Below are 13,858 nucleotides of genomic sequence, written 5' to 3' on the forward strand. Positions count from 1 at the left end.
GCGTGCCACAATCGCATCGCGCAACCAGTAACACTGTTATGCCCGCCGCGCAGGCGTGGCCTGGTCTCAATTCAGCCTCCACCGGCCACGGTCAGGCCCAGCAGACGCCAGACCTGCATGCCGCCGCGGTAGTATGAGATGCGCTCGGCGGGGTAACCGGCCGCGATCATGTTGCGGATCGCCGTCGGGGATTGCCCGCACCAGATCCCGTTGCAGAAGAGCGCGACCCGCTTGGCCTCCGCACAATCCCAGCCGTCGAAATCCGGCTGGCACCCGAGCCGGCCGAGCTCATCGACGACATACGTATAGGGAATGTTGATCGCGCCCGGGATCGTGCCGCCCTGAAACCAGTCAGACGTCCGGCTGTCCACGACAACGGCTTCAGGGTCCTGCAACATCTCCAGAAGCTCGAGTTCCCCGATCGTCGACACACCCGGAGCGGGGACCATCGGCTGGATGCAAAAATCCGGACACGGGCGCGAGGTGCGCGCCCACTCGCCGGTTAGCTCGTGCGACGGATCCTGTATGCGATTGATCACCTGTGGGCCATTCTCGGTCTGAACGGTCGCCTCGGGCATCGATTTCGTAATCCCCACTGTAGGGTCGGCCTGCGCCGACCCGGCGATGCATGCGGCAGCGAAAGCGGTGGCAAGTGTCTTCATATTGTCCTCCGGTCTGTGCGTTTTTACGCGCGGCGCAAGGGTGCCGGAAAGGGGCACGCCGATCCGGGCTGCGCGAGGCGCGCTCTGGCGTGTTTCCGCGTCTGTCGCCCGCGAGAAGCATAGGGCCACTACCCTGCACGCTCTTTGATCTTACGCAATGGCCAAGACTGTCGTCCGGCGTCTCGATCTTCCGCGGGGGCGCTACCTGCTTCATCGGCCTCGGCTTCTCGACCGGTGGCCATGGCCCTGTTGATGGCGTCGAGGCCCCGTCAAGGCATTGTAACCCGGCGCCGCGCATGTAGGGTATGCCCGGGATGTGAAAGGGAGGCAGGCAGATGATCGCAGTGAACCCCGAGAGATTTCTGGCCGATCTGCACCGGCTGCGCGAGTTCGGCGCGGCGGGGGTGGGCAAGGGCGTGGTGCGCCCGGCCTATAGCGAGGCCGACATCGCGGCGCGGGACTGGCTGGCGGGACGGATGCGCGAGGCGGGGCTGGTGCCGCATCTCGATCCGGTGGGCAATCTCTTTGGCCTGGCCGAGGGGCGCTCGATCCTGCTGGGCAGCCATAGCGACAGCCAGCCCGAGGGCGGATGGCTCGACGGTGCGCTGGGCGTGATCGCGGCGCTCGAGGTTGCGCGCGCGAGCGTCGAGGCGGGTGGGCCGCCGGTGTCGGTGGTGTCCTTCCAGGACGAGGAAGGGCGGTTCGGCGTCACCACCGGCAGCGCGATCTGGTCGGGAAACCTGTCGTTGGACGATGCCGACCGGCAAACCGACCGCGAGGGTGTGCGCTTTGCCGAGGCGCGGGCGGGGATCGCGGAGCGGGCCGGGGAATTCGTCGATCCGGGGCGTTTCACCGGCTTTGTCGAGATGCATATCGAGCAGGGCCCGTGGCTTTACGAGGCGGGCGAGGCGGCGGGCGTGGTCACCGATATCGTCGGCATCCGCGACATGCGGATCACCTACGACGGCGAACAGAACCACGCGGGCACCACGCCGATGCACCGTCGTCGCGACGCGTTCCAGGGGCTGGCGCGGTTCAACGCGCTGCTGAATGACCGGCTGCGCAACGTGGTGACGCCGCAGACGGTATGGACCATCGGCCATGTCCGGCTGCACCCGGATGCCCATTCCATCGTGCCGGGGCGGGCGGTGTTTTCCATGCAGTGGCGCGACGGCGACGCGGACCGGCTGCGCCGGATGGAGGAGATCATCCGCGCCACCGCCGCAGAGGTGGCGCAGGAAGCGGGCTTGAGCGTGAGCTTTGGCGACATGCTGGGGCTGGAGCCGATGCCGATGGACGAGACCTTGCGCGACGCGCTGTGCGACAGCGCCGAGGCAGTGGCGCCGGGGCGCTGGCGGCGGATGCAGTCGGGGGCGCTGCACGATGCCACCAACGTGGCGCGGCTGATGCCCGCCGCGATGCTGTTCGTGCCCTCGATCGACGGGATCAGCCACGCATTCGCCGAGGATACCGCCGAGGCCGACCTGGTGACCGGGCTGGAGGTATTGGCCGGGGCGGTGGGGCGTGCCGGGGGGTAATGCCGTCACCGTCCGGTGTAACCGGCGGAAGGACGCCGGTCGCGCCGGGCGCGGCATGCAAAAATCACCCTTCGTGCCCATATGTCGGTCAGGACAAGATGGAGAACAACATGGCACGCGAGCCGCAGCGTGACCGCGCCGAAGCCGAGATTCTCGACACCCATCACGCGCCGCGCGACATTCGCGACAGGATCGCGTTGCGGGTGGTCAAGACCATGCGCGTCTTTGCCGACGCGTTCTTCTCCAAGCGCTACGGGCACCGCGCCGTGGTTCTGGAAACGGTAGCGGCGGTGCCGGGCATGGTCGGCGGCCTGTTGCAGCATCTAAAGTCGGTGCGCCATATCCGCGACGACCAGGGCTGGATCCGCGATCTGCTCGACGAGGCCGAGAACGAGCGCATGCACCTGATGACCTTCATCCATATCGCGCAGCCGACGTGGGTGGAGCGGCTGCTCATCATGGTGGCGCAGGTCGTGTTCTACAACGTGTTCTTCTTCACCTACCTGTTCGCCCCGCGGATCGCGCATCGCATCGTCGGCTATCTCGAGGAGGAAGCGGTGGTCAGCTACACGGAATACCTGGCCGAGATCGACGCCGGGCGGCAGGAGAACGTGCCCGCCCCGCGGATCGCCATCGACTACTGGGGGCTGCCCGAGGAGGCCCGGCTGCGCGAGGTGGTGATCCGCGTGCGCGCCGACGAGGCGCATCACCGCGACACCAACCACGGGTATGCCAACCGGATCATGGAGGGGACCGACCCGTGAGCGGGATCACCCCCAGCGGACATCGCCGAGGAAGATGTACCCCGCGCCGTAGATCGTCTTGATCAGGCGCGGGTTGCGGGGGTCTTCGCGCAGCTTGGTGCGCAGGCGCGAGATACGCACGTCCATCGCGCGGTCGAAGCTGTCGCCCGCGGCGCCGCCAAGCGCCTCCTGCATCGCCTGACGGGAAATCAGCCGCTTGGGCCGTTCTAGGAACAGCCGCAGCACCTCGCCCTCGGCATGGGAAAAGGGGGTTTCCGCGCCGCTGTCATCCTCGAGCACGTAGCGGTCGAAATGCGCGGCCCAGCCGTTGAAGTGCGCCACCTCGCCGGTCTGGGTGCTGGGCGTGCCGCGGCGCAGGCGGGCGCGGATGCGGGCCACCACCTCGGCCGGGTCGAACGGCTTGATGATGTAGTCGTCGGCCCCAAGCTCCAGCCCGGTCACGCGGTCCTGCACCTGCGCGCGGCCCGAGATGATGATCACCGTCGCCCCCTGTTCCAGCGCCAGCCGATGCACGAGGCCGAGGCCGTCGCGGTCGGGCAGCGACAGGTCGACGAGGCAGACATCGGGGCTCGCCTGCCTGAGCGCTGCCTCGAACTCGGTCGCGCGGCCGAACGCCATGGTGCGAAAGCCCGCCTCCTCCAGCGCCTCGGCGAGCATGGTGCGGATCGCGGGCTCATCATCGAGGATCGTCACGAGGGGGGCGTTTGCGGCGGGGGCGGTCATGGGTGGTCTCCGGTGGAAAGGGCGGCGTCGAGCTGCGCGGCGGTGAACGGCTTGCGCAGGACCGGGGCCACGTCCGCGGCGGCGCGGTGGAGCGGGTCGTCGGGCGGCAGCGAGGTCATCAGCACCAGCGGACAGTCGCCGGGACGGGGCAGGCGCGCGAGGTCGATCCCCGTCGCGCTGCCCTCCAGCACGATATCCGACAGGATGGCGGAAATCTCGGGCAGGTCGGCGAGGATATCGGCGGCCTCGGCCACGCTCGCCGCCTCGATCACGCTGTGGCCCGCGCCGCGCAGCATGTCGCGCAAGGCCGAGCGCAGGTCGGGGCTGTCCTCGACCAGCAGCACGAGGCCGGGGGGGCGCGCGTCGCCTGCGGGGCGAAGCGGCAGGCGCAGCGTGACGCGCCCGCCGGCATCGGTGTTGCCCAGGATGATGCGCCCGCCGGCGAGCTTGGTCATGTCGTAGACCATCGACAGGCCGAGCCCCGAGCCCTCGCCGCCCTTGGTGGTGAAGAACGGGTCGAGCGCGTGGTCGAGCGCCTCGGGCGAGAAGCCGGGGCCGGTATCGCCGACGGTGAATTCCAGCCATGTTTCCTGCACCGGGCGGACGGTGAGGGTGACCCGGCCGCGGCTGCCGCAGGCGTCGCGGGCGTTGAGCACGAGGTTCAGCAGCGAATCCTGCAACATGCCCGCGTCGAGCAGGTAGCGCCCCCCTGCCCCTTGCGTGTCGATGGCGAAGGCGATTCCCGAAGGCAGCGCCGAGCGCGCCAGCGTGTCGAGATCGGCGAGGAAGGCGGCGAGATCGGTGGGCACCGGCTCGTGCTCGCGCGGGCCGGTCATGTCGGCGATGCGCCCGAGCAATCCGCCGCCGCGCCGTGCCGCCGCCAGCGTGGCGTCGATCAGTTCGCGCGCCTCGGCAGGCACCCCCATCCGCGCCAGCCGCGACTGCATGCCAAGGATGATCGTCAACAGGTTGGAGAAATCATGCGCGAGGCCGGAGGTGAGCTGTGCCGCCATCTCGCGCCGCTTGGTCTGTTGGAGTGCGGCGCGCGCCTGGCTCTCGCGGGTGATGTCCATCGACAGGATGTAGACGCCGCCCGAGATCGGGTCGGGCGTGAGCGCCACGCGGATGCGATGCGAGCTTGGCGGGTGGGTGAATTCGAACACCGCAGGCTCGCCTGCGTAGGCACGATCGAGGTGCGGGCCGATCACCGCCCATGTCCCGGGGTCGAACACATCGGCGGCGTCCACGCCGATCGGGTCGGTGCGCGTGCCCGGCATCACCGAGGTCAGCCTTCGGTTGGAATAGGTATAGCGGCGGTCGTGCCCGACATGGGCGATATGGGCGGGCATCATCTCGGCGGTCAGCCGCGTGCGCGCCTCGGCCTCGGTGATCTGGCGCTTGGCCTCTTCGAGCGCGGTGATGGTGGCCTGAAGCTCGCGGTTGGCGGTGGCGAGGTCCTCGGAATAGGCGAGTATCTGGTCCGACAACTCCTCCGACCGGGCGCGCAGCAATGCCTCCTGCCGCTTGGCGGGGGTGATGTCGGTATAGACCGTCACCCACCCGCCCTGCGGCAACGGCGTGCCCTCGACGCTGATGGTGCGGCCATTGGCGCGGGTGCGCTCCATGTAATGCGGCTCGAAGGCGCGGGCGGTCTCGACCCGCTCGGCGACGAAATCCTCCACACAGCCCACGTCGCCGTAATCTCCGCGCCGGGCGAGGTAGCGGATGGTGGCGGCGAAATCCGCGCCGGGCGTCACCAGCGCATCGGGCAGGGCGAACATTTCCTGGAAGCGGCGGTTGCAGACGGCCAGCCGCAGGTCGCGGTCATAGATGGTGAGCGCCTGCTGGATGAGGTTCAGCCCGGCCATCGTCATGGCGTCGTGGTCGGTCGGCATGGGGGCTAGTCTCCGGGGGGCGGGGCGGGGGTGTTCCCCCGCGCGGAACAAGGCGTGCCTGCACGCCGCCGCGCGAGCGCCCGACCGCCCGGACGGGCGGGCGCGCGGCTCATCGCCGGATGCCAGGAGGTTTGCGTGCCCACCAAGCCGTACCCCTCATCCTGTCCCTACCCCCTCTCCCCTAGCACCGCGCGCGGGGGTCGCAAAGACCGTTCCCGCGCGGTAACAATTCGTAAGGATTGCGACATGTTCAGGAAAAAGTTGACCGCCAGCAATATTCGCGCACCCTTGACGCAAGAAGAATCGCGCGCAGGGGCGCGGCCCGCATGGAGGATGCGGGTATAAGGGAGGAGAAAAATTTGGCACAGCCGTCACCAGCGGCGGATGGGGCGCGCTCCATTCCGGCGCTCTTGCAACGCAACGCCAGTCGTTTCGCGGGCCGCCACGCCTATCGCGAAAAGGAATACGGCATCTGGCAGACCTGGACCTGGGCCGAGGCCGAGAAGGAAATCGAGGCGCTGGCGCTGGGGCTGATAAACCTGGGCGTGGACGAGGGCGATTTCATCGCCATCATCGGGCGCAACCGGCCGCATTTCTACTGGTCCATGGTTGCCGCGCAATCGGTGGGCGCGATTCCCGTGCCACTCTACCAGGATGCCGCTGCCGACGAGATGGCCTATGTCATGGACCATTGCGGCGCGCGTTTTGCGATCGTCGAGGACCAGGAGCAGGTCGACAAGCTGATCGAGGTGCAGGAAGGGCTGCACCAGCTTGAGCACATCATCTATATCGACCCCAGGGGCCTGCGCAAATACGACCACCACAAGCTGCACCGCTTCATCGACATTCAGGAGCAGGGGCGCGCGGCCTATTACGAGTTCATCGAGGATCTCAAGGCGCGGCGCGACAAGCTCGATTACGACAGCGTGTGCGTGATGCTCTATACCTCTGGCACCACGGGCAAGCCCAAGGGCGTGGTGCTGAGCAATCGCAACATCATCGAGGCGTCGAAATCCTCGGCGGAATTCGACAACCTGACCCGCGACGAAGAGGTGCTCGCCTACCTGCCGATGGCATGGGTGGGCGATTTCATCTTTTCCATCGGGCAGGCCTATTGGTGCGGGTTCTGCGTCAACTGCCCGGAATCGCCCGAGACCATGCAGACCGACCTGCGCGAGATCGGGCCGACCTATTACTTTGCCCCGCCGCGCGTGTTCGAGACGCAGCTTACCAACGTGATGATCCGCATGGAGGATGCCAGCCGGTTCAAGAAATGGCTGTTCGATCACTTCATGGCCGTCGCGCGCCGGGTGGGCCCCGACATCCTCGATGGCAAGCAGGTCGGCGGCATGGACCGGTTGCGCTATGCCTTGGGCAACCTGTTCGTCTATGGCCCGCTGAAGGACACGCTGGGCCTTGGCCGGGTGCGGGTGGGTTACACCGCGGGCGAGGCGATCGGGCCGGAAATCTTCGATTTCTACCGCTCGCTCGGCATCAACCTCAAGCAGCTCTACGGCCAGACCGAGGCCAGCGTTTTCATCACCCTGCAACCCGATGGCGAGGTGCGCAGCGACACGGTGGGCGTGCCCGCCCCCGGCGTGGAGGTGCGCATCGGCGACAATGGCGAGGTCTATTATCGCGGGGCCGGCACGTTCGAGTATTACTACAAGAACGAGGAAAGCACGAAGAAGACCAAGGACGCGGAAGGCTGGGTCGCCACCGGCGACGCCGGCTTCTTCGAGGAGGGATCGGGCCACCTGCGGATCATCGACCGCGCCAAGGACGTCGGTAAAATGGCCGACGGCAAGCTGTTCGCGCCGAAATACGTGGAGAACAAGCTCAAGTTCTACCCCAACATCCTAGAGGCGGTGGTGTTCGGCAATGATCGCTCTGAATGCACCGCCTTCGTCAATATCGACCTGGCGGCGGTGGGCAACTGGGCCGAGCGCAACAATATCGGCTATGCCTCGTATCAAGAGCTGGCAGGGCACCCGCAGGTGCTCGAGATGATCCGCGACCATGTCGAGGAGGTGAACCGCAGCCTCGCCGACGACCCGATGCTGTCGCATTGCCAGGTGCACCGCTTCCTCGTGCTGCACAAGGAGCTGGATGCCGACGATGGCGAGATGACGCGCACGCGCAAGGTGCGCCGCGGCGTGATTTCCGAGAAGTTCGAGGACCTGCTGGTGGCACTCTATGACGGGTCCGAGGAGGTCTATACCACCACCGAGGTGACCTACGAGGACGGGCGCAAGGGCAGCATTTCGGCGACGCTGAAGATCGTGCCGGTGCAGGTCGCGGTGGAGCAGACAGCGAAGGTGGCGGCGGAATGAAGGACATGGACGCAGAGGGCTACACCACCGAGGACGGCCGCAAGATCGGCGGCGTGCTGATGGAGATGCGCAACATCACCCTGCGGTTCGGCGGGGTGGTGGCGATCGAGGATATCAGTTTCGATATCCGCGAGGGCGAGATCCGCGCGATCATCGGGCCCAACGGCGCGGGCAAGTCGTCGATGCTCAACGTGATCAGCGGCTTCTACAACCCGCAGGAGGGCGAGGTCTGGTACAAGGGGGCAAAGCGCCCGCACATGAAACCCTACCAGGTAGCGCAACAGGGCATCGCCCGCACCTTTCAGAATATCGCGCTGTTCGAGGGGATGACCGTGCTCGACAACGTCATGACCGGCCGTATCCGGCAGATGAGCGCGGGGATGTTCGCGCAGGCGCTGTGGAAGGGCCGCGCGGAAGCCGAGGAGACCGAGAACCGCGCGGCAGTGGAGAAGGTCATCGACTTTCTCGAAATCCAGCACATCCGCAAGACGCCGGTGGGTCGCCTGCCCTATGGCCTGAAAAAGCGGGTGGAGCTTGCCCGCGCGCTGGCCGCCGAGCCGTCGATCCTGTTGCTGGACGAGCCGATGGCGGGGATGAACGTCGAGGAGAAGGAGGACATGAGCCGCTTCATCCTCGACGTGAACGACGAGTTTGGCACAACGATTGCGCTGATCGAGCACGACATGGGCGTGGTGATGGACCTGTCCGACCGGGTCGTGGTGATGGATTACGGCAAGAAGATCGGCGACGGCTCGCCCGACGAGGTGCGCAAGAACCAGGCGGTGATCGACGCCTACCTGGGGGTGGCGCATGATTAGGGCGCTCGGCCTCGCGCTCCTGCTGCCCGCCGCGGCCCATGCCGGGGCGTGGGCGGATTTCGAGACACGCTGCCTGTCGGCGCTGGAAAACCAGGTGCCGCCGGTGGTGGCCGGGCTGGGGACGGGCGCGCGTGACGGGGATGTCGTGCGCTACGCGCTGACCGAGGGTCGAACCCTCGCGGTCGAAACCGCCCCCGAGGGCGGGATGCGGGCCTGCGCGGTGCGCGACCCCGAGGGCGCGCCGGTGCCAGGGTTCGACACCTGGATCACGGCGGCGGTGGATGCGGGGCGCTACGTGCCCGTGGCCACGGGCCGCTGGCACAGCCACCTGTGGATCGAGCCGGTGCTCGAAGTGCAGAAAACCAATGCGGACGGGGGCATCACCCTGCGGATCGTGGAGACGTACCTTGAAGCCTGACACGACGCGAGCGCGCGCAATGGGAGAGGAGGCAGACCATGCCTGACCAGTTGATTTTCGCGATGGAGGTGTTTCTCAACGGCCTCATGGCCGGGGTGCTCTACGCGCTCGTGGCGCTAGGCTTCGTGCTGATCTTCAAGGCGAGCGGCATCTTCAACTTCGCGCAGGGCGTGCTCGCGCTCTTTGCCGCGCTGACGCTGGTGGGGATCATGGACGGACAGGTGCCGTTCAGCCACCTCATCAATGCCGTCTTCGGCACCGATATTCACCATTTCGGCTGGCACGTCCCGGCGCTGGCCGCGATCCTGCTGACGATGGTGGTGATGGTGGCGCTGGCCTGGGCGGTCAACCATTTCATCTTTCGCCACCTCGTCGGGCAGGAGCCGATCATCCTGTTCATGGCCACCATCGGCCTTGCCTATTTCCTCGAAGGGTTCGGCGACATCATGTGGGGCGCCGACATCAAGAAGCTCGACGTGGGCCTGCCGCAGGGCATCAACACGGTGATTGACGAGGTCACCTACGGCATCTTCGGCTACGGGTTCTTTATCGACAATCTCGACCTGTGGGCGACATTCGTGGCGGCGCTTCTGGTGATCGCGCTGGTGATCTTCGCGCAGTATTCCAAGCATGGCCGCGCCATGCGCGCGGTGGCCGACGACCATCAGGCGGCGCTGTCGGTGGGTGTGTCGCTCAACTTCATCTGGGTGATGGTGTGGTCGCTGGCGGGCTTTGTCGCGCTGGTCGCGGGCATCATGTGGGGCACGAAATCTGGCGTGCAGTTCTCGCTGTCGCTGATCGCGCTCAAGGCACTGCCGGTGCTGATGCTGGGCGGGTTCACGTCGATCCCCGGCGCCATCGTCGGCGGCCTCATCATCGGGGTGGGCGAGAAGCTGTTCGAGTTCGCCATCGGCCCGATGGTGGGGGGCGCAACAGAGAACTGGTTTGCTTACGTGCTGGCGCTTCTGTTCCTCGTCTTTCGGCCGCAAGGTTTGTTCGGCGAGAAAATCATCGAGAGGGTGTGAGGGGTATGCAGAAACTGATTGCCATCCTCAACGTGATCGCCTGGGCCGGGTTCTGGGCCTTCGGCTATCTCGCGCTGACGGCGCGGGTCGATAATACCGGGCAGATGGTCACCGCCGCGCTGCTCGCCGCGTTGGGAGGGGGCGTGGGGATGCTCGCCTTCTTCTGGCTGGTGCGCCACTCCGAGGCGACGGGATATGCCAAGCCCGCAAACCGCGCCGAGAAGCGCGACGACGACGAAATCCATGGGGAGGTTCTCTGAGATGTTTTACCGCGAGGCTGGAGATTTCAAGACCTCCTATACCGACGACAGCCAGACCTTCCCGATCAAGTTCGACCGCTACCGCTATTACGCGGTGCTGGTGGCGGCCTTTGCCGTGGTGCCCCTGGTCATCGACGATTACTGGGTGAACGCGGTGTTCCTGCCGTTCCTGATCTACGCGATCGCGGCGATCGGGCTGAATATCCTCGTGGGCTATTGCGGGCAGGTCAGCCTCGGCACCGGCGGGTTCATGGCGGTGGGGGCCTATGCGGTCTACAAGCTGATGACGTCCTTTCCCGAGGTGAGCATCTTCTTCCACGTCATCCTCGCGGGCGGGATCACGGCGGCGGTCTGCGTGCTATTCGGCCTGCCATCGCTGCGGATCAAGGGGTTCTACCTCGCGGTGGCGACGCTGGCGGCGCAGTTCTTCCTGGTGTGGCTGTTCAACCGGGTGCCGTGGTTCTACAACTATTCGGCCTCGGGCCAGATCAGCGCGCCCGAGCGCACCATCGCGGGCGTTCCGATCACCGGGGCGGAAACCGCGCCGTGGGCGGCCTATCTCTTTTGCCTCGTCTTCGTGACGGCCTCGGCGCTCATCGCGCGCAACCTGACGCGCGGCATGGCGGGGCGCAAGTGGATGGCCATCCGCGACATGGACATCGCCGCCGAGATCATCGGGGTGAACCCGTTGAAGGCCAAGCTGTCGGCCTTTGCCGTGTCGGGCTTTTTCGTGGGTATCTCGGGCGCGTTGTTCTTTGCCGTCTATCTGGGTGCTGTCGAGGTGGGCGAGGCGTTCGGCATCAACAAGTCGTTCCTGGTGCTGTTCATGGTCATCATCGGCGGGCTCGGCTCGATCTTTGGCAGCTTTGCGGGGGCGGCGTTCCTCGTGCTCTTGCCGGTCCTGCTGAAGAACACGCTGGTGGGCACGCTCGGCTGGCCGACGGACCTCGCCGCGCATCTCGAACTGATGATCGTGGGTTCGCTGATCATCGTGTTTCTGGTGGCCGAGCCGCACGGGCTGGCGCAACTGTGGCGCGTGGCGAAGGAGAAACTGAGGCTTTGGCCCTTCCCGCACTAGGGCGGGCCATCGGTGGGTTGGCACCCACCCTACGCGATTGGGCGCAGGAGATCGCGTTCAAGGAAAGACATCGGATAAACCAAGGGAGGATAAGACCGATGAAACAGAAACTCATGGCAACCGCGCTGGCGGCGGCGATGGTGGCAGGACCGGCGCTCGCCGATCTGACCGTCGTCGATACCAGCTATCGCACCGGCCCCTATGCCGCGAACGGCATCCCGTTCTCGGACGGCTACCAGGATTATTTCACGCTGCTGAACGAGCGTGACGGCGGCATCGGCGGGGAAAAGATCAACCTCGTGGAATGCGAGACCGGCTACAACACCGAGAAGGGCGTCGAGTGCTACGAGGCCACCAAGGGCGAAGGCGGCGGCGCGCTGGTCTACCAGCCGCTCTCGACCGGCATCACCTATCAGCTCATTCCCAAGGCCACCGCCGACGGCATCCCGCTTCACACGATGGGCTACGGGCGCACCTCGGCCAAGAACGGCGCGGTGTTCAAGTGGGTGTTCAACTACCCGGCCAACTACTGGGACGGGGCGAGCCACGCCATTACCCATATCCTCAACGAGAATGGCGGTGATATCAGCGGGCGCAAGATCGCGCTGGTCTATCACAACTCTGCCTATGGCAAGGAGCCGATCCGGACGCTCGAAGAGCTGTCGAAAAAGCACGGCTTCGAGCTGACGCTGCTGCCGGTGGATCACCCCGGCCAGGAGCAGAAGTCGCAATGGCTCCAGATCCGCCGCGAAAAGCCCGACAACGTGATCATGTGGGGCTGGGGCGTGATGAACCAGGTCGCCATCCAGGAGGCCGTCAACATCCGCTTTCCGATGGACCAGTTCATCGGCATCTGGTGGTCCGGCTCCGAGAACGACGTGAAGGCGGCGGGCGACAAGGCCGACGGCTACAAGGCGCTGGCTTTCCACAACCTCGGGGACGACTACCCGGTCTATGACGACATCCAGGAATATGTCGTCGACTCCGGCAATGCCGCCGGCGCGGGCGACCAGATCGGCACCGTGCTCTATAACCGGGGCATGTATGCCGCGATGCTGGCCGCCGAGGCGATCAAGACCGCGCAGGAAATGCACGGCACCGCCACGATCAATGCCGCTCAGATGCGCGACGGCATGGAGAACCTCGAAATGACCGAAGAGAAGATGGCCGCGCTGGGGCTTCCGAATTTCGGCCCGGAGTTCAGCGTGTCCTGCGAGAACCACGGCGGCAACGGCTTTGGCGCCGTGTCGCAGTGGAACGCGGAGGCGGGCGAGTTCGAACTGATCACCGATTACTACCAGTCGGATCAGGAGATCATTTCGATGCTCGTGGCCGAGGACAGCGCCGCATTCGCTGCTGAGAACGGCATCGAACCGGGCTGCTGAAGCCCTCGCCATGTCCGGCCGCCGCGACCCTGCGGCGGCCGGACGACCCGAGTATTTTTGCCAAGAAGAAACCGGGACGCGTGCCCTGAGACGGGGCTGGCGCGGCCTGATGAAACGGAGCCTGGGCGATGCTGGATGCAGGAAAGACCGACGAGGCGCTTCTCGAGGTCAACAATATCGAGGTGATCTACAATCACGTGATCCTCGTGCTGAAGGGCGTCAGCCTCAAGGTGCCCAAGGGCGGGATCACCGCGCTTCTGGGCGGTAACGGCGCGGGCAAGACCACCACGCTCAAGGCCATTTCCAACCTGCTGAAATCCGAGCGCGGCGAGGTCACCAAGGGCACGATCCGCTATCGCGGCGAGCGGGTGCAGGATCTGCTGCCCTCCGATCTCGTCAAGATGGGGGTGGTGCAGGTGATGGAGGGGCGGCACTGTTTCGAGCACCTGACCATCGAGGAAAACCTGCTGACCGGGGCCTATACCCGGGGCATTGGCCGGGCCGAGCTCGATGCCGATCTCGAGATGGTTTATGACTATTTCCCGCGCCTCAAGGAGCGCCGCCGCAGCCAGGCGGGCTATACCTCGGGCGGCGAGCAGCAGATGTGCGCGATCGGCCGCGCGCTGATGGCGCGGCCCGAGACGATCCTGCTGGACGAGCCGTCGATGGGGCTGGCGCCGCAACTGGTGGAACAGATTTTCGAGATCGTGAAGTCGCTGAACGAAAAGGAGGGATATACCTTCCTTCTGGCCGAGCAGAACACCAACGTGGCGCTGCGGTTCGCGCATCACGGCTATATCCTGGAATCGGGGCGCGTGGTGATGGACGGCCCCGCCGCCGCGCTGCGCGAGAACCCGGACGTCAAGGAATTCTATCTCGGCGTGTCAGACGAGGGGCGCAAATCGTTCCGCGACGTGCGCAGCTATCGCCGTCGCAAGCGGTGGCTGAGCTGAGGAGGA

Annotated in this window: 13 protein-coding genes; 10 read left to right on the forward strand and 3 right to left on the reverse strand. The window is 65.9% G+C overall.

Annotation, left to right across the window (positions count from 1 at the left end; translation table 11 throughout):
- Positions 1 to 71: 71 nt before the first annotated feature.
- Complete coding sequence (locus CRJ03_RS14155; RefSeq protein ID WP_104019517.1) at positions 72 to 662, reverse strand: rhodanese-like domain-containing protein; 591 nt, start codon at positions 660 to 662, stop codon at positions 72 to 74.
- A 335-nt stretch (positions 663 to 997) separates the two neighbouring features.
- Here CRJ03_RS14155 and CRJ03_RS14160 point away from each other — a divergent pair, with 335 nt between their 5' ends.
- Both CRJ03_RS14160 and CRJ03_RS14165 read left to right on the forward strand, forming a co-directional pair.
- Positions 998 to 2,200 (forward strand): hydantoinase/carbamoylase family amidase, encoded by a 1,203-nt coding sequence (locus CRJ03_RS14160; RefSeq protein WP_104019518.1) that lies wholly within the window; start codon positions 998 to 1,000, stop codon positions 2,198 to 2,200.
- Between the two features lie 110 nt (positions 2,201 to 2,310).
- Positions 2,311 to 2,964: an alternative oxidase gene (locus CRJ03_RS14165; RefSeq protein WP_206018374.1), complete on the forward strand. Its 654-nt coding sequence runs from the start codon at positions 2,311 to 2,313 to the stop codon at positions 2,962 to 2,964.
- 6 nt (positions 2,965 to 2,970) lie between these two features.
- On the opposite strand, the gene CRJ03_RS14170 is transcribed toward CRJ03_RS14165, so the two are convergent.
- The gene (locus CRJ03_RS14170) at positions 2,971 to 3,687 is read right to left on the reverse strand and encodes a response regulator transcription factor (protein ID WP_104019520.1); all 717 of its coding nucleotides are present in this window, start codon (positions 3,685 to 3,687) and stop codon (positions 2,971 to 2,973) included.
- Positions 3,684 to 5,582, reverse strand: coding sequence for a hybrid sensor histidine kinase/response regulator (locus CRJ03_RS14175; RefSeq protein ID WP_104019521.1), 1,899 nt, complete (start codon positions 5,580 to 5,582; stop codon positions 3,684 to 3,686). The genes CRJ03_RS14170 and CRJ03_RS14175 overlap by 4 nt, the downstream gene beginning before the upstream one ends.
- Before the next feature lie 359 nt (positions 5,583 to 5,941).
- Between CRJ03_RS14175 and CRJ03_RS14180 the strand changes: the two genes are divergently transcribed.
- The 8 genes from CRJ03_RS14180 to CRJ03_RS14215 all read left to right on the forward strand — a co-directional run bounded on the left by CRJ03_RS14180 (position 5,942) and on the right by CRJ03_RS14215 (position 13,852).
- Positions 5,942 to 7,915 (forward strand): AMP-binding protein, encoded by a 1,974-nt coding sequence (locus CRJ03_RS14180; RefSeq protein ID WP_104019638.1) that lies wholly within the window; start codon positions 5,942 to 5,944, stop codon positions 7,913 to 7,915.
- Positions 7,912 to 8,733, forward strand: a complete 822-nt coding sequence (locus tag CRJ03_RS14185) for an ABC transporter ATP-binding protein (protein ID WP_104019522.1) — start codon at positions 7,912 to 7,914, stop codon at positions 8,731 to 8,733. The genes CRJ03_RS14180 and CRJ03_RS14185 overlap by 4 nt, the downstream gene beginning before the upstream one ends.
- On the forward strand, positions 8,726 to 9,151 hold the full coding sequence (locus CRJ03_RS14190; RefSeq protein ID WP_104019523.1) for a hypothetical protein: 426 nt from the start codon (positions 8,726 to 8,728) through the stop codon (positions 9,149 to 9,151). Before CRJ03_RS14185 ends, CRJ03_RS14190 begins: the two co-directional genes overlap by 8 nt.
- A 38-nt stretch (positions 9,152 to 9,189) precedes the next feature.
- Positions 9,190 to 10,176 (forward strand): branched-chain amino acid ABC transporter permease, encoded by a 987-nt coding sequence (locus tag CRJ03_RS14195; protein WP_104019524.1) that lies wholly within the window; start codon positions 9,190 to 9,192, stop codon positions 10,174 to 10,176.
- Positions 10,177 to 10,181: 5 nt separating this feature from the next.
- Positions 10,182 to 10,436, forward strand: a complete 255-nt coding sequence (locus CRJ03_RS14200; protein WP_104019525.1) for a hypothetical protein — start codon at positions 10,182 to 10,184, stop codon at positions 10,434 to 10,436.
- Position 10,437: 1 nt separating this feature from the next.
- Positions 10,438 to 11,514 carry a branched-chain amino acid ABC transporter permease gene (locus CRJ03_RS14205; protein WP_104019526.1) on the forward strand — a complete coding sequence of 359 codons (1,077 nt, stop codon included), beginning with the start codon at positions 10,438 to 10,440 and terminating at the stop codon, positions 11,512 to 11,514.
- A 98-nt stretch (positions 11,515 to 11,612) separates the two neighbouring features.
- On the forward strand, positions 11,613 to 12,899 hold the full coding sequence (locus tag CRJ03_RS14210) for an ABC transporter substrate-binding protein (protein ID WP_104019527.1): 1,287 nt from the start codon (positions 11,613 to 11,615) through the stop codon (positions 12,897 to 12,899).
- Positions 12,900 to 13,027: 128 nt separating this feature from the next.
- The gene (locus CRJ03_RS14215; protein ID WP_104019528.1) at positions 13,028 to 13,852 is read left to right on the forward strand and encodes an ABC transporter ATP-binding protein; all 825 of its coding nucleotides are present in this window, start codon (positions 13,028 to 13,030) and stop codon (positions 13,850 to 13,852) included.
- Positions 13,853 to 13,858: the final 6 nt, after the last annotated feature.

The sequence above is a fragment of the Roseovarius nitratireducens genome (assembly GCF_002925845.1).
GTDB lineage: Bacteria > Pseudomonadota > Alphaproteobacteria > Rhodobacterales > Rhodobacteraceae > Roseovarius > Roseovarius nitratireducens.

What these genes read in the sequence shown, in the direction of transcription:
- CRJ03_RS14155 (WP_104019517.1), bottom strand. Translation starts at nt 662, where the DNA reads ATGAAGACACTTGCCACCGCTTTCGCTGCCGCATGCATCGCCGGGTCG.
- CRJ03_RS14160 (WP_104019518.1), top strand. Translation starts at nt 998, where the DNA reads ATGATCGCAGTGAACCCCGAGAGATTTCTGGCCGATCTGCACCGGCTG.
- CRJ03_RS14165 (WP_206018374.1), top strand. Translation starts at nt 2,311, where the DNA reads ATGGCACGCGAGCCGCAGCGTGACCGCGCCGAAGCCGAGATTCTCGAC.
- CRJ03_RS14170 (WP_104019520.1), bottom strand. Translation starts at nt 3,687, where the DNA reads ATGACCGCCCCCGCCGCAAACGCCCCCCTCGTGACGATCCTCGATGAT.
- CRJ03_RS14175 (WP_104019521.1), bottom strand. Translation starts at nt 5,582, where the DNA reads ATGCCGACCGACCACGACGCCATGACGATGGCCGGGCTGAACCTCATC.
- CRJ03_RS14185 (WP_104019522.1), top strand. Translation starts at nt 7,912, where the DNA reads ATGAAGGACATGGACGCAGAGGGCTACACCACCGAGGACGGCCGCAAG.
- CRJ03_RS14190 (WP_104019523.1), top strand. Translation starts at nt 8,726, where the DNA reads ATGATTAGGGCGCTCGGCCTCGCGCTCCTGCTGCCCGCCGCGGCCCAT.
- CRJ03_RS14195 (WP_104019524.1), top strand. Translation starts at nt 9,190, where the DNA reads ATGCCTGACCAGTTGATTTTCGCGATGGAGGTGTTTCTCAACGGCCTC.
- CRJ03_RS14200 (WP_104019525.1), top strand. Translation starts at nt 10,182, where the DNA reads ATGCAGAAACTGATTGCCATCCTCAACGTGATCGCCTGGGCCGGGTTC.
- CRJ03_RS14205 (WP_104019526.1), top strand. Translation starts at nt 10,438, where the DNA reads ATGTTTTACCGCGAGGCTGGAGATTTCAAGACCTCCTATACCGACGAC.
- CRJ03_RS14210 (WP_104019527.1), top strand. Translation starts at nt 11,613, where the DNA reads ATGAAACAGAAACTCATGGCAACCGCGCTGGCGGCGGCGATGGTGGCA.
- CRJ03_RS14215 (WP_104019528.1), top strand. Translation starts at nt 13,028, where the DNA reads ATGCTGGATGCAGGAAAGACCGACGAGGCGCTTCTCGAGGTCAACAAT.